This window comes from Pseudomonas sp. BB438 (genome assembly GCF_057180225.1).
In genome coordinates this window covers 4,996,725-5,014,735 of the sequence record NZ_CM170001.1, presented here as the reverse complement: position 1 = coordinate 5,014,735, position 18,011 = coordinate 4,996,725, and the positions used below count along the sequence as shown (strand labels likewise).

The 18,011-nt window shown below is 61.4% G+C and carries 21 protein-coding genes and 2 pseudogenes; 19 read left to right on the top strand and 4 right to left on the bottom strand.

Going from position 1 to position 18,011, the window contains the following annotated elements:
• Positions 1-89 precede the first annotated feature (89 nt).
• Positions 90-497, top strand: a complete 408-nt coding sequence (locus tag AC1ZV1_RS23050) for a PaaI family thioesterase (RefSeq protein WP_484297614.1) — start codon at positions 90-92, stop codon at positions 495-497.
• 85 nt (positions 498-582) lie between these two features.
• On the opposite strand, the gene AC1ZV1_RS23045 is transcribed toward AC1ZV1_RS23050, so the two are convergent.
• Positions 583-1,929, bottom strand: a complete 1,347-nt coding sequence (locus tag AC1ZV1_RS23045) for an OprD family porin (protein WP_484293779.1) — start codon at positions 1,927-1,929, stop codon at positions 583-585.
• 715 nt (positions 1,930-2,644) lie between these two features.
• Here AC1ZV1_RS23045 and AC1ZV1_RS23040 point away from each other — a divergent pair.
• From AC1ZV1_RS23040 to AC1ZV1_RS23030, 3 genes and pseudogenes are all read left to right on the top strand, one after another.
• Positions 2,645-3,070 carry an HIT family protein gene (locus AC1ZV1_RS23040; protein ID WP_484293778.1) on the top strand — a complete coding sequence of 142 codons (426 nt, stop codon included), beginning with the start codon at positions 2,645-2,647 and terminating at the stop codon, positions 3,068-3,070.
• A 3-nt stretch (positions 3,071-3,073) separates the two neighbouring features.
• A complete protein-coding gene (locus AC1ZV1_RS23035) occupies positions 3,074-3,280 on the top strand; it encodes a SlyX family protein (RefSeq protein ID WP_484293777.1) in 207 nt (68 codons plus the stop codon).
• A 223-nt stretch (positions 3,281-3,503) separates the two neighbouring features.
• A pseudogene (locus tag AC1ZV1_RS23030) lies at positions 3,504-4,103 on the top strand (POTRA domain-containing protein); the annotation flags it as partial.
• Positions 4,104-4,200: 97 nt separating this feature from the next.
• Here AC1ZV1_RS23030 and AC1ZV1_RS23025 read toward each other — a convergent pair.
• The 3 genes and pseudogenes from AC1ZV1_RS23025 to AC1ZV1_RS23015 all read right to left on the bottom strand — a co-directional run bounded on the left by AC1ZV1_RS23025 (position 4,201) and on the right by AC1ZV1_RS23015 (position 5,486).
• Complete coding sequence (locus tag AC1ZV1_RS23025) at positions 4,201-4,440, bottom strand: cold-shock protein (RefSeq protein ID WP_484297613.1); 240 nt, start codon at positions 4,438-4,440, stop codon at positions 4,201-4,203.
• A gap of 93 nt (positions 4,441-4,533) precedes the next feature.
• Positions 4,534-4,797, bottom strand: a pseudogene (locus tag AC1ZV1_RS23020) (cold shock domain-containing protein membrane protein); the annotation flags it as partial.
• Positions 4,798-5,015: 218 nt separating this feature from the next.
• Positions 5,016-5,486 carry a Dps family protein gene (locus AC1ZV1_RS23015; RefSeq protein WP_017522111.1) on the bottom strand — a complete coding sequence of 157 codons (471 nt, stop codon included), beginning with the start codon at positions 5,484-5,486 and terminating at the stop codon, positions 5,016-5,018.
• Between the two features lie 239 nt (positions 5,487-5,725).
• Between AC1ZV1_RS23015 and AC1ZV1_RS23010 the strand changes: the two genes are divergently transcribed.
• From AC1ZV1_RS23010 to queC, 15 genes are all read left to right on the top strand, one after another.
• Positions 5,726-5,995, top strand: a complete 270-nt coding sequence (locus AC1ZV1_RS23010) for an FmdB family zinc ribbon protein (protein WP_017522110.1) — start codon at positions 5,726-5,728, stop codon at positions 5,993-5,995.
• Between the two features lie 43 nt (positions 5,996-6,038).
• Positions 6,039-7,817, top strand: coding sequence for an aspartate--tRNA ligase (gene aspS, locus AC1ZV1_RS23005; RefSeq protein ID WP_139092983.1), 1,779 nt, complete (start codon positions 6,039-6,041; stop codon positions 7,815-7,817).
• 73 nt (positions 7,818-7,890) lie between these two features.
• Entirely contained in the window at positions 7,891-8,637 is a 747-nt protein-coding gene (locus AC1ZV1_RS23000) for a YebC/PmpR family DNA-binding transcriptional regulator (RefSeq protein WP_484293776.1), read from the top strand.
• Between the two features lie 116 nt (positions 8,638-8,753).
• Positions 8,754-9,278 carry a crossover junction endodeoxyribonuclease RuvC gene (ruvC, locus tag AC1ZV1_RS22995; protein ID WP_081520158.1) on the top strand — a complete coding sequence of 175 codons (525 nt, stop codon included), beginning with the start codon at positions 8,754-8,756 and terminating at the stop codon, positions 9,276-9,278.
• A 34-nt stretch (positions 9,279-9,312) separates the two neighbouring features.
• Positions 9,313-9,918, top strand: a complete 606-nt coding sequence (ruvA, locus tag AC1ZV1_RS22990) for a Holliday junction branch migration protein RuvA (RefSeq protein WP_236171604.1) — start codon at positions 9,313-9,315, stop codon at positions 9,916-9,918.
• Positions 9,919-9,928: 10 nt separating this feature from the next.
• Entirely contained in the window at positions 9,929-10,987 is a 1,059-nt protein-coding gene (gene ruvB, locus AC1ZV1_RS22985) for a Holliday junction branch migration DNA helicase RuvB (RefSeq protein WP_484293775.1), read from the top strand.
• A gap of 52 nt (positions 10,988-11,039) precedes the next feature.
• Complete coding sequence (ybgC, locus tag AC1ZV1_RS22980; protein WP_081520161.1) at positions 11,040-11,486, top strand: tol-pal system-associated acyl-CoA thioesterase; 447 nt, start codon at positions 11,040-11,042, stop codon at positions 11,484-11,486.
• Position 11,487: 1 nt separating this feature from the next.
• On the top strand, positions 11,488-12,183 hold the full coding sequence (gene tolQ, locus AC1ZV1_RS22975; RefSeq protein WP_045210353.1) for a protein TolQ: 696 nt from the start codon (positions 11,488-11,490) through the stop codon (positions 12,181-12,183).
• A 24-nt stretch (positions 12,184-12,207) separates the two neighbouring features.
• Positions 12,208-12,672, top strand: a complete 465-nt coding sequence (tolR, locus tag AC1ZV1_RS22970) for a protein TolR (protein ID WP_081520162.1) — start codon at positions 12,208-12,210, stop codon at positions 12,670-12,672.
• Positions 12,669-13,724, top strand: coding sequence for a cell envelope integrity protein TolA (tolA, locus tag AC1ZV1_RS22965; protein ID WP_484293774.1), 1,056 nt, complete (start codon positions 12,669-12,671; stop codon positions 13,722-13,724). The genes tolR and tolA overlap by 4 nt, the downstream gene beginning before the upstream one ends.
• Positions 13,721-15,019 (top strand): Tol-Pal system beta propeller repeat protein TolB, encoded by a 1,299-nt coding sequence (tolB, locus tag AC1ZV1_RS22960; RefSeq protein WP_236171599.1) that lies wholly within the window; start codon positions 13,721-13,723, stop codon positions 15,017-15,019. Before tolA ends, tolB begins: the two co-directional genes overlap by 4 nt.
• Before the next feature lie 52 nt (positions 15,020-15,071).
• Positions 15,072-15,578 (top strand): peptidoglycan-associated lipoprotein Pal, encoded by a 507-nt coding sequence (gene pal, locus AC1ZV1_RS22955; RefSeq protein WP_017522099.1) that lies wholly within the window; start codon positions 15,072-15,074, stop codon positions 15,576-15,578.
• A gap of 6 nt (positions 15,579-15,584) precedes the next feature.
• Positions 15,585-16,433 carry a tol-pal system protein YbgF gene (gene ybgF / locus AC1ZV1_RS22950; RefSeq protein WP_484293773.1) on the top strand — a complete coding sequence of 283 codons (849 nt, stop codon included), beginning with the start codon at positions 15,585-15,587 and terminating at the stop codon, positions 16,431-16,433.
• 202 nt (positions 16,434-16,635) lie between these two features.
• Positions 16,636-17,283, top strand: a complete 648-nt coding sequence (gene queE, locus AC1ZV1_RS22945) for a 7-carboxy-7-deazaguanine synthase QueE (RefSeq protein WP_484293772.1) — start codon at positions 16,636-16,638, stop codon at positions 17,281-17,283.
• Positions 17,284-17,320: 37 nt separating this feature from the next.
• On the top strand, positions 17,321-17,995 hold the full coding sequence (gene queC / locus AC1ZV1_RS22940) for a 7-cyano-7-deazaguanine synthase QueC (protein ID WP_484297612.1): 675 nt from the start codon (positions 17,321-17,323) through the stop codon (positions 17,993-17,995).
• The last annotated feature ends 16 nt before the right edge of the window (positions 17,996-18,011 follow it).

Genomic DNA, 18,011 nt, shown 5'->3' with positions numbered 1-18,011 from the left:
GAAGGGGAATATAGGCTGGGCATTGTACGGTGCAGGTCTGGCTGCGTACAGGGCGCGGCGGGCGGAGACGGAGGAGTGGCGTGAGTCGTTTGAATGCAGCGCAGGTACAGGCGTTCATCCGCGCGGGATTGCCCATGGCGGACGACATGGATTTCCGCATCGATGCACTGGAAGGGCGCAGCGCATTCGCGCGGATTCCCTTCCATGGAAAGTTGGTGCGACCTGGTGGCACCGTCTCCGGGCCGACCATCATGGCGCTGGCGGATGCGGCGATGTACGCGGTGATCCTGGCACAGTTGGATAATGTCGAGATGGCCGTGACGTCCAACCTCAATATCAACTTTCTCAGCAAGCCGAAGCCGGAAGACCTGTTGGCGGAAGCGAAGATATTGAAGCTGGGGCGCCGGCAGGTGGTGTGCGAAGTAGCTGTCTACTCGGTCAGTAATCCGCAGCAGTTGGTTGCCCATGTAACCGGCACTTATGTATTGCCGATGTAACAGATACGTTCAAAGTTGTAGGTAAGTTGCAATAAAAAAGCCCGGCAGAAGCCGGGCTTTTTAGTTACCTGCGGTTCGTTCCGTATTACAGAACAGACAGCGGGTAGTCGACGATCAGGCGGAACTCGTCGACATTGCCTTCGCCTTGGTCGGCGTTGGCACGGTGCCACGCTTGGCGAACACGGAACGACAGGTCCTTGGCTGGGCCGCTCTGCACTACGTACTTGGCCTCGACGTTGGTTTCGCGGTGACGGCCATCTTCGCCGTAGAGCGGAACGATTTCGCCGCCAACTTCTTTCACGTAGGCGCTGGTGCCCAGATTCACGCCGGTGCCATCGATGTCATAACCGTAGATGTAGCGGGTCATGAAGGTCAGGCCTGGAACGCCGTACTCGGCCATGTTCAGGTCGTAACGAGCCTGCCAGGATTTTTCGCCTGGGCCGTTGAAGTCGGAGTACTGAACGGAGTTGGCGAGGAAGATCGAGTCACCACCAGCGTTGTTGTCGCCGATACCGATGTAGTCAAACGGAGTGTCACCGTTCACTTTCTGGAAGGCCAGGGTGAAGGTGTGGGCGCTCAGGGTGTAAGCGGCAGCCAGCGAGAAGGTGTTGTTGCTGATGTCACCAGCCTTCGCTTTGCCTTCGTCGCGGGTGTTGTAATAGTTGAAGTCCAGTCCGAGGGACTGGTTATCAGCGATCGGCAGGGTGTAGTTCAGGTTGGTGTAGTACTGGTTCCAGATGTCTTCCAGCTTGGCGCCGTACAGCGAGGCGCTGAAATGCTCACCGAACGCGTACTTGCCACCAACGAAGTCAGCGGTCTTGGCGGTCTGGCCGGCGTAGGTGGCGAAGATTTCGCCATCACGGTTGGTGGTGTCCTGGCCGGTACCGGAGTAGAAGTGGCCGCCTTCCAGATCCAGACCTTCGATTTCGCTGCTCATCAGGCTGAAGCCGCTGGCGGTTTGAGGCAGCAGGCGGGTGCCGCCTACAGCGAATACCGGTGCGGTCGGCTGCATGTCACCGAATTTCAGTTCGGTCTTGGAGATGCGAACCTTGACAGCTGCGCCAGCTTTGCCGAAGTCGTCGGCCTTGTCGCCATCATCGTGAACCGGCAGGTTGCCGGTACCGCCGTAGCCACTGCCACCGTCGAGTTTCAGACCCAGGTAGCCGAAGGCGTCAACGCCAAAACCAACGGTGCCTTGGGTGAAGCCGGAGTTGTAATTGGCCCAGAAACCTTGGGTCCAGTCACGGGCGTCGGTGGCGCCGTCTTTCTTGTTGCGATTGAAGTAGTAGTTGCGAACCAGGAAGTTCAGGCTGCTGTCTTCGACGAAGCCTTTTGCGTCAGCCTGATTGCCTACGAAGGGCTCGGCCATTGCCAGTTGCGTGGTGCCTGCAGAAACCGCCAGGGCGATGGCGCTCCACTTCATCACTTTCATTGTGATTGCTCCTTTGGTTTTGAAATTATTCGCCATCACTAATACCGCGGTGACGGCTCTTTCTTTTTTGTCGGCGCTAACTTATAGCACGCGTGTTCAGTTGGCGATAGTTGCCCAAATGAACGCACAAATTCTTTACGGGACTGTCGCAAAGCTGCATGACGCATGTCGCATTCAAGCAGTTCCCATGTTGCAAAAAGAGATTGCCCCCTGATTGCTTCATTGATGCTTCAGTCCTTGTGGCTCTCTATTCCATTGACCACTTCTTGGTTCCTCTCGCCTCCGCGTCCACTTCTCCAACTGGGGTGGTCGTCGGTGCGCTGTCCTTGCATCTAGCAACAACCGTGCACAAATACCCGGAGCTGCCTTCACAGTGTTCGTCTTGCGACGTGTTGACGCATTTCACGGCTTCCGTTGGTGATTTGCAACATCTGCGCGCGCGCATGTCGTTTTCTGGCATCCCGTAGTTGCAGGTGTTTAAACGATTTTTCGCTGCTGATTGCCGTTATTGCCGTGCAGATTCCTGCACGCGCCTGCCGTCGGGATATGCCAATGCGCGCCATGCGCGATCGTGGTGCGAGGCCTGGAGAGGTGTGCTCCGGGAGGAGGCGTCGGTCGGGCATGTTCTCCAGATGGGCTCTCTAGTATTCTTCGCGCCCTTCGGTTCCCTCGTGGAGCTAGGCTTAAACAAGGTTCGTCGAACAGGAGATGTCTTATGTTCGCTCTGGATTCCCGTCTCCAGCAGGACACCATTGCGGTGGGTGATTTTCCGCTGAGCAGTCTGCTGCTGATGAACGACTCGCAGTATCCGTGGTTCATCCTGGTTCCGCGTCGCGAAGACGTCAGCGAAATCTTCCAGCTGGACTCCGCCGATCAGCAGCAGTTGTGGCGCGAAGCGACTCAACTGGCGGAAGTGCTCAAGGATACGTTCGATGCGGACAAGATGAACGTGGCCAATCTCGGCAACGTCGTCAGTCAGTTGCATGTGCATGTGATCGTGCGCAAGCAGGATGATGTCGCCTGGCCGGGACCGGTCTGGGGCAAACACCCGGCGGTTCCCTATAAAGAAGAAGAGCTGTCTCGAGTGCGCGAGAAGCTGCGCATGGCGCTGGGCGATGGTTTTCGCTTCGGTCAGGAGTGAATGATGGATCTGGAAAGTCGGGTGACCGATCTGGAAAGCCGGTTGGCCTTTCAGGATGACATGCTGCAGACCCTGAGCGATGTGGTCTACGAGCAGGAGCGTGTGATCGAGCGCCTGCGCCTGCAGATGCAGGCGCTGCTCAAGCGCCTGGAAGACCTCCAGGGGCAGGTGGGTGTGGCGGACGATGAAGCGCCGCCGCCCCATTATTGAGTAATGGGCTTGTTGGGATGCTCGGCTGCCGCTGCGAGCGCACCGAGCCGGTGGCCTGGCGTAATTTCTCGTTCAAAAATGGGAAATAGCCTGCATTTCGTTGGGGTAATGGCCTAAAGGCATCACTCATCCAATATGATCCAATCCGCTTTTTTTTCGGATGAACTGGCCGTGCGGCCAGATGACAGGGATCGTAAGGATGCATGCTCTCCACCGTGGCTGGATGCCCGACGTGGCATTCTGCTGTGCCTCGGCAAGCTTTGCCGCACCACTGCCCTCGCCGGGTGACAACGACCTTCAACGACAGCGCCAGGAGCAACTCCTGCGCGAGCAGCAGAAGCGTCTGGAGGAACTCCAGCAGCTCCCCGGCAAATCGACGACCGAAGCACCGCCGACCACCGCGCCGGACACCCGTTGCTTCACTGTCCGCCGCATCACCTTCGAAGGCGCCGAGCATCTCGATGCGCGCTCGCGCGAGACGCTGCTGGCGTCCTATCGGGAGAAATGCCTGGGGGTGAACCAGCTCAACGAGCTGCTCGACCACTACCTCTCCCGCGGTTTCGTCAACACCCGCGCCTACCTGCCGCAGCAGGACCTCTCCCGCGGCGAGCTGACGATCATCGTGGTCGAAGGCCGCTTCGAAGGCTTCGACCAGTCGGAGCTGGCCAGCGAGCGCGAGCTGGGGATGACCTTTCCCGGCGCCTCCGGCCACGTCCTGAACCTGCGCGATATGGAGCAGCTGGTCGACCAGATCAACCGCCTGCCCTCGCGCCAGGCGCAGATGGAGCTGGTGCCGGGCCAGGAAGTCGGCGGTAGCAGCGTGTCCGTTTTTAAGCTGGAGTGAGGCACTCCAGTTACGGTGCTGACCGCTGCATTGAAAAAAGCCCGCCAATCGGCGGGCTTTTTCATGGGCGTAACACTCAGCGCCGATTAGGCAACGCAGCAATCACATCTTCCGCCTGCAACCCCTTGTCACGCTGGACAACGGAGAACTCCACGCGCTGCCCTTCGATCAGAATGCGGTGGCCTTCGCCGCGGATGGCGCGGAAGTGGACGAAGATGTCTTCGCCCGAGTCGCGGGAGATGAAGCCGAAGCCCTTGGAGGTGTTGAACCACTTCACGGTGCCGGTTTCCCGGTCGACGCCGGTGAAGGTTTCGATGGCAACGCTGGCGCTCGGTTTGTTGAGGCTGGCGATCCATTGCAGGACGACGGCGCCGGCCAGGCTCAGTAGCGGCAGCACGATGGCCGGTTGATCGCCAATGAAAGGCAGCGGGGCGAGCAGGATCAGTATCTGCAGGACCACGGCCAGCACGACCAGGGCGGTGGCGAGGCTCTGCAGGGCGGAGGGGTGTTTCAGTTGGCTGCTCGGGGCGAGCAGGAGGCTGGTCAGACCGAGCAGGGCCAGGTAGATGGCATCGCTCTGTTGCAGGTAGGGCAGGGCATCACTACGCAGACTCGGGATCAAGGACAGCAAGAGTGCGGCGACGCCCGTCACGAGATGGACGATCTTCAACATGGCTACGGATTCACCTTGAGCGGGTAACGAGATAAAGAAGCAGCCAGCCCCGGGTGCGACGCTAGAAAGGAAAAATGAAAGCGTGCCGGGCGGCCTATGCGAGAAACGCACGGCGGGTATTTAACCGCAATCCAGTTACCTTCTCAAATCAACCGCTTAGGCCATTCGTAGGGGGAGGCAGCCGGCTTTCTGGCCGGCTGCTTATAAAGGGAAGGGGGTTATTCGGCGAGCAGGCTGCGCAGCATCCAGGCGGTCTTTTCGTGGACCTGCATGCGCTGGGTCAGCAGGTCGGCGGTGGGCTCATCCGCCACCTTGTCGGCCAGCGGGAAGATGCTGCGAGCAGTACGCACCACGGCTTCCTGACCCTGCACCAGTAGGCGGATCATTTCCTGGGCGTCCGGTACGCCTTCTTCTTCCTTGATGGAGGACAGGCGGGCGTAGGCGGCGTAGGTGCCGGGCGCCGGGAAGCCGAGGGCGCGGATGCGTTCGGCGATGCTGTCCACGGCCAGCGCCAGTTCGTTGTACTGCCCCTCGAACATCAGGTGCAGGGTGTTGAACATCGGTCCGGTGACGTTCCAGTGGAAGTTGTGGGTCTTCAGGTACAGCGTGTAGGTGTCGGCCAGCAGGCGCGACAGGCCGTCGGCGATGGCGGCCCGATCCTGTTTGGCGATTCCGATATCGATGTCCATGGCGATCTCCTCATCGTGCATGAATGATTTAAAACGCTGGATTCGAGGCTATCACCGGGGAAGGTGCGAAGCTCTTGGTCTATATCAAGGCAATCGATTGAGTATCTCTATTAAAAGGTGTGCGCTCGGCTGGCTTTTCCGCCACCGGAGCCCGGCTGCAACCTGCGGATTTTTCAGGCTATAATCGGTCTCTTTGCCGCGGGACGCGGACCCGTGGCGTTACACAGCCAAGGTGTTCCATGCCGATTTACGAGTACCAGTGCCAGTCCTGCGCGCATCAGCTGGAATCGCTGCAGAAGATCAGCGATGCGCCGTTGGTCGATTGTCCGGCCTGCAAGGCTCCCGAATTGAAGAAGATGTTGTCGGCTCCGGGCTTCCGCCTGGGCGGCAGTGGTTGGTACGAGACCGACTTCAAGACCGGAGCGAAGAAGAACCTGGCCTCCGGCGATGCCCCAGCGGCCTGTCCGGCCACCGGTTGCGGTGCCGGCGCCTGCTCCGCCAGCGAATGAGCGGTTCCCTAGAATTCAAGACTTTCGAGAAGCGAAACACACCATGATGCGCAGCCACTATTGCGGCCAGTTGAACGAGAGCCTGGACGGCCAGGTAGTCACTCTTTGCGGTTGGGTACACCGTCGCCGCGACCACGGCGGGGTGATCTTCCTCGACGTGCGTGATCGTGAAGGTCTGGCCCAGGTGGTGTTCGACCCGGATCGCGTCGAGACCTTCGCCAAGGCCGACCGCGTGCGCAGCGAGTACGTGGTGAAGATCACCGGCAAGGTACGCCTGCGTCCTGAAGGCGCGCGCAACTCGAACATGGCTTCCGGCGCCATCGAAGTGCTCGGCCACGAGCTGGAAGTGCTGAACCAGGCCGAAACCCCGCCGTTCCCGCTGGACGAATACTCCGACGTGGGCGAGGAAACCCGCCTGCGCTACCGCTTCATCGACCTGCGTCGCCCGGAGATGGCCGCCAAGCTGAAGCTGCGCGCGCGCATCACCAGCAGCATCCGTCGCTACCTGGACGACAACGGTTTCCTCGACGTGGAAACCCCGATCCTCGGTCGCCCGACGCCGGAAGGCGCGCGTGACTACCTGGTGCCGAGCCGCACCTACCCGGGCCACTTCTTTGCTCTGCCGCAGTCGCCCCAACTATTCAAACAGCTGCTGATGGTGGCCGGCTTCGACCGTTACTACCAGATCGCCAAGTGCTTCCGCGACGAAGACCTGCGTGCCGACCGCCAGCCGGAATTCACCCAGATCGACATCGAGACCAGCTTCCTCGAAGAAAGCGACATCATCGAGATCACCGAGAAGATGGTCCGCCAACTGTTCAAGGAAGTGCTGAACGTCGAGTTCGACGAGTTCCCGCACATGCCGTTCGAAGAAGCCATGCGCCGCTACGGTTCCGACAAGCCTGACCTGCGCATCCCACTGGAACTGGTCGACGTGGCCGATCAGCTCAAGGACGTCGAGTTCAAGGTCTTCTCCGGCCCGGCCAACGATCCCAAGGGCCGCGTTGCCGCGCTGCGCGTTCCGGGCGGTGCGAGCATGCCGCGCAAGCAGATCGATGACTACACCAAGTTCGTCGGCATCTACGGCGCCAAGGGTCTGGCTTACATCAAGGTCAACGAGCGCGCCAAGGGCGTGGAAGGCCTGCAGTCGCCGATCGTGAAAAACATCGCCGAGCCGAACCTGAACGAGATCCTCGATCGCGTCGGTGCGGTCGATGGCGACATCGTGTTCTTCGGCGCCGACAAGGCCAAGATCGTCTGCGACGCCCTGGGCGCGCTGCGCATCAAGGTCGGCCATGACCTCAACCTGCTCACCAAGGAGTGGGCGCCGATGTGGGTCGTGGACTTCCCGATGTTCGAAGAGAACGACGACGGCAGCCTGACTTCCCTGCACCACCCGTTCACCGCGCCCAAGTGCACCCCGGAAGAGCTGGAGGCCAACCCGGCCGGCAAGCTGTCTCGTGCCTACGACATGGTGCTCAACGGCACCGAACTGGGCGGCGGTTCCATCCGTATCCACGACAAGGCCATGCAGCAGGCGGTGTTCCGCGTGCTGGGCATCGACGATGCGGAGCAGGAAGAGAAGTTCGGCTTCCTGCTGGACGCCCTGAAGTACGGCGCACCGCCGCACGGTGGCCTGGCCTTCGGCCTGGACCGTCTGGTGATGCTGATGACCGGCGCGGCGTCGATCCGCGAAGTCATCGCCTTCCCGAAAACCCAGAGTGCCGGCGACGTCATGACCCAGGCTCCGGGCACCGTGGATGCCAAGGCTCTGCGTGAGCTGAACATCCGCCTGCGCGAGCAGCAGAAGGCCGCCGAGTAAGTCGATTCGGATTGCAGCGGCGCCCGCAAACCGGGCGCCGCGTGCGAAGCAAACAAGCGATACGGAGTGAGTTATGGCTGGTCATTCCAAATGGGCCAACATCAAGCACCGCAAGGAACGTCAGGACGCCAAGAAGGGCAAGATATTCACCAAGCTCATTCGTGAGCTGACCGTTGCTGCCAAGCAGGGCGGCGGGGTGCCGGCGGACAATCCGCGCCTGCGCCTGGCCGTGGACAAGGCGCTGACTGCCAACATGACCCGCGACACCATCGACCGTGCCATCCAGCGCGGCGTGGGTTCCAGCGAAGCGGACAACATGGCCGAGCTGACCTACGAAGGTTACGCGCCCAGCGGCGTGGCGATCATCGTCGAGGCCATGACCGACAACCGCAACCGCACCGCGGCCGAAGTGCGCCATGCCTTCAGCAAGTGCGGCGGCAATCTGGGTACCGATGGTTCGGTGGCCTACATGTTCGAGCGCAAGGGGCAGATCAGCTATGCGCCGGGCGTGAACGAAGAGGCCCTGATGGATGCCGCGCTGGAAGCTGGCGCCGACGATGTAGTGGTCAACGACGACGGCTCCATCGACGTCTTTACCACCTTCGCCGATTTCATTTCGGTCAACGAAGCGCTGACCGAAGCGGGCTTCAAGGGCGAGGAAGCGGAGATCACCATGATCCCGTCGACCGTGGCGACCCTGGATCTGGACACCGCGCAGAAGGTTCTCAAGCTGATCGACATGCTCGAAGACCTGGACGACGTGCAGAACGTCTACTCCAATGCGGACATCCCGGACGAGGTGATGGCCCAGCTGGGCTGATCCCACCACCGGCGATGTGCTGAAGCCGGAAGCGGGAGTGGTCGTCAGCGGCGTCTCCCGCTTCCGGTTTTTGTTATCTGAAATGCGCGTTGCAGACTAGGTGTGATCGAACGGACATGACCCTGATTCTCGGCATCGACCCAGGTTCACGGATTACCGGCTTCGGCGTGGTGCGCGACACCGGCCGTGGCTGCGAGTACGTGGCGTCGGGCTGTATCCGTACCGGCAATGGCGAGCTGTTCGAGCGCCTGCAGATCGTCTTCCGTGGTGTGCGCGAGGTCATCCAGACGTACCAGCCGACCATGATGGGCATCGAGCAGGTGTTCATGGCGCGCAACGCCGATTCGGCGCTGAAGCTGGGGCAGGCGCGCGGCGCGGCCATCGTCGCGGCGGCGGAAGAGGGATTGCAGATCGCCGAGTACACCGCCAGCCAGGTCAAGCAGGCGATTGCCGGCACCGGCGGCGCGGACAAGCAGCAGGTGCAGATGATGGTGATGCACCTGCTCAAGCTGGTACAGAAGCCACAGATCGACGCCTCCGACGCCCTGGCCATCGCCCTGTGCCACGCACACACCCGACAGAGCCTGGTGCCGCATGGTCTGGTAGGCGCCCGTCGTCGCGGCGGACGTTTGCGCCTGTGATATCCGGAAAAACATTGAGCAAGGACAAACACCCGTGATTGGACGCCTGCGTGGCACCCTGGCGGAAAAGCAGCCGCCGCACCTGATCGTCGACGTGAATGGCGTGGGCTACGAACTCGAAGTGCCGATGACTACCCTGTACCGCCTGCCGAGCCTGGGCGAGCCGGTGACCCTGCACACCCACCTGGTGGTGCGCGAGGATGCTCATCTGCTTTACGGTTTTGCCGAGAAGCGCGAACGCGAGCTGTTCCGCGAGCTGATCCGTCTCAACGGCGTGGGGCCGAAACTGGCGCTGGCGCTGATGTCGGGGCTGGAGGTCGATGAGCTGGTGCGTTGCGTGCAGGCGCAGGATACTTCCACCCTGGTGAAGATTCCGGGTGTCGGCAAGAAAACTGCAGAGCGCCTATTGGTGGAGCTGAAGGATCGCTTCAAGGCGTGGGAGAATATTCCTTCCATCGCGCCGTTGGTGGTGGAACCCCTGCGGGTTGCCGCAGTCTCAAGCGCCGAGTCCGATGCGGTCAGCGCGCTGATCGCCCTGGGCTTCAAGCCCCAGGAGGCGAGTCGTGCCGTCGCCGCCGTGCAGGAGGAAGGCTTGTCCAGCGAAGAACTCATCCGCCGTTCCCTCAAGGGCATGGTCTAGGTAGATAGTGATGATCGAAGCCGATCGCCTGATTTCCTCAGCGTCCAGTCGCGACCGCGAAGAGCAGTTCGACCGTGCCATCCGCCCCCTCAAGCTGGCGGACTACGTCGGCCAGCCCGTGGTGCGCGAGCAGATGGAGCTGTTCATCCAGGCGGCCCGCGGGCGTCAGGAAGCGCTGGATCACACGCTGATCTTCGGCCCGCCCGGCCTGGGCAAGACCACCCTGGCGAACATCATCGCCCAGGAGATGGGGGTTTCGATCAAGAGCACCTCCGGCCCGGTGCTGGAACGCCCAGGCGACCTGGCGGCGATCCTGACCAACCTCGAGCCCAACGACGTGCTGTTCGTGGATGAGATCCATCGCCTGTCGCCCATCGTCGAGGAAGTGCTGTACCCGGCCATGGAAGACTTCCAGCTGGACATCATGATTGGTGAAGGCCCGGCCGCGCGCTCGATCAAGCTCGACCTGCCGCCCTTTACCCTGGTCGGCGCAACCACCCGCGCCGGCATGCTGACCAATCCGCTGCGTGACCGCTTCGGTATCGTGCAGCGTCTTGAGTTCTACGGTGTGGACGACCTGTCCAGCATCGTCGCCCGCTCGGCGGGCATCCTCGGTCTGGAAATCGAACCGGCGGGCGCCTACGAGATTGCCCGGCGCGCGCGCGGTACGCCGCGGATCGCCAACCGCCTGCTGCGTCGGGTGCGAGATTTCGCCGAGGTGCGCGGTACCGGGCATATCAGCCGCGACATCGCCGACAAGGCGCTGAACCTGCTGGACGTGGATGAACGAGGCTTCGACCACCAGGATCGCCGCCTGCTGCTGACCATGATCGACAAGTTCGACGGTGGTCCGGTAGGCGTCGACAACCTGGCGGCGGCCATCAGCGAAGAAAGACACACGATTGAGGATGTGCTGGAGCCCTATCTGATCCAGCAAGGCTATATCATGCGCACACCGCGCGGCCGCGTCGTGACCCGGCATGCGTACCTGCATTTCGGCCTGAATGTGCCGAAGCGGATGGGGGAGGGGGCGACATCGGATCTGTTTGCCCCTGAAGATGGTAATTAATTGCATTTGTAGACGATTGCCGATTGGCAAAGTCTTTACTTGGTTCTAGAGTATGCGCGCGCAACACGGGGGTCAGCCGTTCCAGCAGCGGTATCGGGTCTATTACGAGGACACCGATGCCGGCGGCATCGTCTACTACGTCAACTACCTCAAGTTCATGGAGCGGGCTCGTACCGAGCGGCTGCGTGATCTGGGCTTTGCCCAGTCACAGCTGGCGGGGGAGAACCTGCTTTTTGTCGTTCACTCGGCCGAGGCGCGCTATCACGCGCCGGCCCGCCTGGATGACGAGCTGCTTGTCAGCGTTGAGGTGGAGGAGTTGAACCGTGCGAGCCTGAAGTTTCGTCAACAGGTTCGACGGGCGTCGGATTCGACCTTGCTCTGCGAGGGGCGATTCCTGGTGGCGTGCGTGCGGGCAGATAACCTGAAACCCCGCGCTATCCCAGATGTGTTGCGTGCGGCATTTGCCGGCAGTCCGGACACCCTTTCAGCAGGAGATTAACGTGGAACCGAACGTCGTCGACCATACTTCCATGTGGAGCTTGATCAGTAACGCCAGCGTTGTAGTACAACTGGTGATGCTGACCCTGGTGGCCGCATCGGTCACTTCCTGGATCATGATTTTCCAGCGCAGCAACATGATGCGCTCGGCGAAGAAGGCCCTGGAAACTTTCGAAGAGCGCTTCTGGTCGGGCATCGACCTGTCCAAGCTCTATCGCCAGGCGGGCAGCAACCCCGATCCGGATTCGGGGGTCGAGCAGATCTTCCGTGCCGGCTTCAAGGAATTCTCCCGTCTGCGCCAGCAGGCCGGCGTCGATCCGGATGCGGTGATGGAAGGCGTTTCCCGCGCGATGCGCGTCGCCATTTCCCGTGAGGAAGAGAAGCTGGAAACCAGCCTGCCGTTCCTCGCTACCGTCGGCTCCACCAGCCCGTACATCGGCCTGTTCGGCACCGTGTGGGGCATCATGAACTCCTTCCGCGGCCTGGCCACCGTGCAGCAAGCCACTCTCGCCACCGTGGCGCCGGGTATCGCCGAAGCGCTGATCGCCACCGCCATCGGCCTGTTCGCGGCCATCCCCGCGGTCATCGCCTACAACCGTTTCGCCGCCCGCTCGGAAATGCTCATCGGCCGCTACTACACCTTCGCCGACGAATTCCAGGCGATCCTGCACCGCAAAGTGCACACCAGCGACGATTGATCGACGACCAAGAGGTAAGCCGTCATGGCAAGAGTTCGTCACAAGCGCAAGCCGGTCGCGGAAATGAACGTGGTGCCCTACATCGACGTGATGTTGGTACTGCTGGTCATTTTCATGGTGACCGCGCCCATGCTCAACCAGGGCGTCAAGGTCGACCTGCCCAAGGTTTCCAGCGAAGCGCTGCCGCAGGATAACGATTCCCGCGTGCTCACCATCTCCATCAAGGCCGACAAGACCTACTACTGGAACATGGGCTCCGAAGTGGACCCGGATCAGGGCAAGGCCAGCCAGACTGCCGTTGACCTCGATCAGCTGGTGACTGCAGCTACCGCAATCATGGCGCAGAACAGCAGTCAGGGTAAGAAAGTCCAGGTCTTCGTCCGTGGGGACAAGGCAGTCGACTACGGCTCTGTCATGGCCGTCATGGGCGGCCTGCAGAAAGCCGGAGTCGGCAACGTCGGTCTGATTACCGAGGCGCCAGGTTCTTGATGCACCAGCTCGAACGCTCTCAATCGGAAGGCTACTTCTGGCCGACGGTCCTGGCCGTGGCGCTGCATGTCCTGATCTTTGCCATGCTGTTTGTCAGCTGGGCCAGTACGCCTGAACTGCCGCCTTCGCGGCCGATCGTTCAGGCTACCCTCTACCAGCTCAAATCCAAGAGCCAGGCGACCCAGCAGACCAACCAGAAGATAGCCGGCGAGGCGAAGAAGACGGCGGCCAAGCAATACGAGCAGGAGCAGCTCGAGCAGAAGAAGGCTGAGCAGCAGGCATTGGCTGCTGCGAAAGCCGAGGAACAAAAGAAGGCTGACGCGGCTCAAAAGGCTGCAGATGCCGCTGAGAAAGCAGCGGAAGCCAAGAAGGCAGACGAGGCCAAGAAAGCGGCCGATGCAGCTGCAGCTGCGAAGAAAGCGGCTGAGGCCAAGGCTGCCGAGCAGAAGCAGCAGGCGGACATCGCCAAGAAGAAAGCCGAGGAAGAGGCCAAGAAAGAGGCCGCTGAAGAGGCGAAGAAGAAAGCTGCCGAGGAAGCCAAGAAGAAGGCGGCCGAGGACGCGAAGAAGAAAGCCGCCGCGGACGAAGCCAAGAAGAAGGCAGCCGCAGTCGAAGCTGCGAAGAAGAAGGCTGCCGCTGCAGCCGCTGCCGCAGCCCGCAAGGCGACGGAAGACAAGAAGGCGCAGGCCTTGGCCGATCTGCTGTCCAACGACACGCAACGGCAACAGGCCCTGGCCGACGAGCAGGGTGATGAGGTGGCGGGCAACTTCGACGATCTGATCGTCAGCCTGGTGAGCCAGCAGTGGAGCCGTCCTCCTTCAGCTCGTAACGGAATGAGCGTAGAAGTGCTGATTCAGATGCTGCCGAGTGGCGCCATCACTAGCGTGAGCGTGACCCGCTCCAGTGGTGACAAGCCGTTCGACGATTCGGCGGTGGCTGCGGTCAAAAACGTGGGCCGTATTCCCGAACTGCAAAAACTGGATCGCGCCACTTTCGATAGCCTGTATCGTCAGCGCCGAATGGTCTTCAAACCGGAGGATTTAGATCTGTGAGTACCCTGATTCGCTTCGCGCTCTTCGCTCTGGCCCTGGTGGCCGGCGCAGCGCAGGCCGCCGACCCGCTGGTGATCTCCAGCGGTCGTGACTCGGCCGTTCCGATCGCCGTGGTTCCGTTCGGCTGGCAGGGCGGCAATGTCCTGCCCGAAGACATGTCGAACATCATCGGCAACGACCTGCGCAATTCCGGTTACTTCGAGCCGATTCCGCGCCAGAACATGATCAGCCAGCCGGCCCAGGCCAGCGAGGTGATCTATCGCGACTGGCAGGCCCTCGGCGCGCAGTACGTGCTGGTTGGTAGCATCGTGCCCAACGGTGGTCGTCTGCAGATCCAGTACGCTCTCCTCAACGTGGCGACCCAGGAGCAGGTCCTGACCGGCAGCGTGGGCGGCACTACCGACCAGTTGCGCGACATGTCGCACTACATCGCCGATCAGTCGTTCGAGAAGCTCACCGGCATCAAGGGTGCGTTCTCCACCAAACTGCTCTACGTGACCGCGGAGCGCTTCTCGGTGGATAACACCCGCTACACCCTGCAGCGCTCGGACTATGACGGCGCGCGTCCGGTGACCCTGCTGCAGTCGCGCGAGCCGATCCTCTCGCCGCGCTTCTCCCCCGATGGTCGCCGTATTGCCTACGTGTCCTTCGAGCAGAAGCGCCCTCGCATCTTCATGCAGTACGTCGATACCGGCCGCCGCGAGCAGATCTCCAACTTCGAGGGTCTCAATGGCGCCCCGGCGTTCTCGCCGGACGGCAACCGCCTGGCCTTCGTGCTGTCGCGCGACGGCAACCCGGAGATCTACGTGATGGACCTGGGCAGCCGCCAGCTGCGTCGCCTGACCAATAACTCGGCAATCGACACCGAACCCTTCTGGGGTGCTGATGGTTCGACGCTGTACTTTACCTCGGACCGTGGTGGCAAACCGCAGATCTACAAGATGAACGTGAACTCGGGTGCTACCGACCGCGTGACCTTCATCGGCAACTACAACGCCAACCCGAAACTCTCGGCGGATGAGAAGACTCTCGTCATGGTTCACCGCCAGGATGGTTTCACCAACTTCCAGATCGCGGCGCAGGACCTTCAGCGCGGTAATCTCCGGGTACTTTCCAACACCAATCTGGACGATTCGCCCACTGTTGCGCCAAATGGCACGATGCTAATATACGCCACCCGCCAGCAGGACCGGGGCGTGTTGATGCTCGTGAGTATCAACGGACGTGTTCGGTTACCGCTACCCACCGCTCAAGGCGACGTGCGCGAGCCTTCCTGGTCCCCTTACCTGAACTGACGGTTGCCAACTGTTTCAAATTTATACACTGGGGTTCATTAGGAGTTACATGATGGAAATGCTGAAATTCGGCAAATTTGCCGTTATCGCCCTCGCCATGGCCGTAGCCGTTGGTTGCTCGTCCAAGAAAGGCGATGCAACTGGTGAAGGCGCCAATGGCGGCGTTGACCCGAACGCTGGCTACGGCGCCAACAGCGGTGCCGTTGACGGCTCCCTGAGCGACGAAGCCGCTCTGCGCGCTATCACCACCTTCTACTTCGAGTACGACAGCTCCGACCTGAAGCCGGAAGCCATGCGTGCCCTGGACGTACACGCCAAGGATCTGAAAGGTTCCGGCCAGCGCGTAGTCCTGGAAGGTCACACTGACGAGCGCGGCACCCGCGAGTACAACATGGCTCTGGGCGAGCGTCGTGCCAAGGCCGTTCAGCGTTACCTGGTACTGCAGGGCGTTTCCCCGGCTCAGCTGGAACTGGTTTCCTACGGCAAAGAGCGTCCGGTTGCCACTGGCCACGACGAGCAGTCCTGGGCCCAGAACCGTCGCGTTGAGCTGAAGAAGTAAGACCTGATGCCGATGCGCCTGCGTTTTCTGACCTTGATCGCATGCGGACTGCCCCTGATGGCGGCAGCCGCGGTTCCGGTACAGGACGGTAATGGTGGCTATGCCAGCACACCGCCCTCGGGTTATGGCACCGCAGGCGCTGATGGCGCCTACGCCGGAGGCGGGATGACAACTCCCGTCTCCGGTCAGGCTCAGCTGTTCATGCAGCTGCAGCAGATGCAGGACGAAATGTCCCGTCTGCGCGGCATGCTTGAAGAGCAGCAGAACCAGATCCAGCAGATGAAGCAGGAAAACCAGGAGCGCTTCCAGGACATCGACAGCCGCCTTTCCAGCGGTGCAGGTGCTGGTGCGGGCGCGGCCGGTGCTGCTGTTCAACCCAATTCCCCCGCTGCCGGCGCCAGTGCCGGAGCTGCCACCGGAGCTGGCGCCGCCGCTGCCCAGCAACAGCAGCCTGCCGCCAGCAACGAGCCGGGCGATCCGGCAAAAGAAAAGCTGTATTACGACGCCTCCTTCGACCTGATCAAGGCCAAGGACTTCGATAAGGCCAGCCAGGCCTTCGGCGCCTTCCTGCGCAAGTACCCGAACAGCCAGTACGCTGGCAACGCGCAGTACTGGCTGGGCGAGGTGAACCTCGCCAAAGGCGACCTGCAGGGCGCCGGCCAGGCCTTTGCCCGCGTCAGTCAGGCCTACCCGAGTAGCGCCAAGGTGCCGGATTCGCTGTACAAGCTCGCCGATGTCGAGCGCCGCCTGGGCAATACCGACAAGGCCCGAGGCATCCTGCAGCAGGTCGTGGCCCAGTACCCGGGCACTTCTGCCGCCCAACTGTCCCAGCGTGACCTGAAGAATCTCAAGTAAGGCTCCGTACCGCAGCATCCCGAAAACCCGCGCTCGCCGCGGGTTTTTTCGTTAGAATTGCTGCCCCTCGGGAGGTACCAGTGGTTTCAGCTCGGCTGATGTCTGCTGTGCTCCGAGACATTCCGGGTGCGCTTCGAGCGTGCCCACGATTCCAACGCAACGGAGGCGTATGGCCTGTATAGCCGTCACGCCCGTGGCTGATATGCAACAGACCCTGCGTATAACCGAGATCTTTTACTCGTTGCAGGGGGAAACGCGCACTGCCGGCTTGCCGACCGTGTTCGTACGCCTGACCGGCTGTCCCCTGCGCTGCAACTACTGTGATACCGCCTATGCCTTCAGTGGCGGCGACATCCAGACCCTGGATGCCATCCTTGACCAGGTTGCCCGGTACCGCCCGCGCTATGTCTGCGTGACCGGCGGCGAGCCGCTGGCCCAGCCCAACTGTATTCCGCTGCTGCAGCGCCTGTGCGATGCCGGCTATGACGTGTCGCTGGAAACCAGCGGGGCGCTGGATATCTCGGCCGCCGACCGCCGTGTCAGTCGTGTCCTTGACCTGAAGACGCCGGGCTCAGGCGAAGTGGCGCGTAACCGCTACGAGAACATTGGCGAGCTGACGTTCAATGATCAGGTGAAGTTCGTCATCTGCTCGCGCGAAGACTATGACTGGGCCGTATCCAAGCTGATCGAGTTCCGCCTGGATCAACGTGCCGGTGAGGTGCTGTTTTCGCCCAGCCACCGCGAAGTTAGTGCGCGTGCGTTGGCCGACTGGATCGTCAGCGACAACCTGCCGGTGCGCCTGCAACTGCAGTTGCACAAGATTCTCTGGAACGATGAGCCGGGCCATTGAGCGCGGAGGAGACACTGTTATGTCCATCAAGAACGCCATGAATGGCAAGAAGGCTGTGATCCTGCTCTCAGGCGGCCTGGACTCCGCAACCGTGGTCGCCATGGCCAAGGCCAATGGCTACGACTGCTACACCATGAGCTTCGACTACGGCCAGCGTCACCGCGCCGAGCTACGGGCGGCCGAGCTTGTTGCTCGCCAGCAGGGCGTGATCGAGCACAAGGTCATCGGCCTTAGCCTGAACGGCATCGGCGGCTCGGCCCTGACCGACAGCCGCATCGAGGTGCCCGAAGCGCCAAGCGACGGCATCCCGGTCACCTATGTGCCGGCGCGAAACACCGTATTCCTGTCGCTTGCCCTGGGGTGGGCGGAGGTGCTCGGTGCGCGAGATATCTTCATCGGCGTGAATGCCGTGGATTACTCCGGTTATCCCGATTGCCGGCCTGAGTTCGTCGAGGCTTTTGAGCGCATGGCTAACCTGGCGACCAAGGCGGGTGTGGAAGGCGATGGATTCCGTATCCAAGCCCCGCTGCAGTTCCTCTCCAAGGCGCAAATCATTGAAGCGGGAGTCGCCCAGGGGGTGGACTACAGCCTGACCGTGTCCTGCTATCAGGCTGATGATGACGGGCGTGCGTGTGGCAAATGCGACAGCTGCCGACTGCGTTCCGACGGCTTTTCCGCCGCCGGAATTTCGGACCCTACGCGATATTTCTGAAAAAAGTTTTCACGGG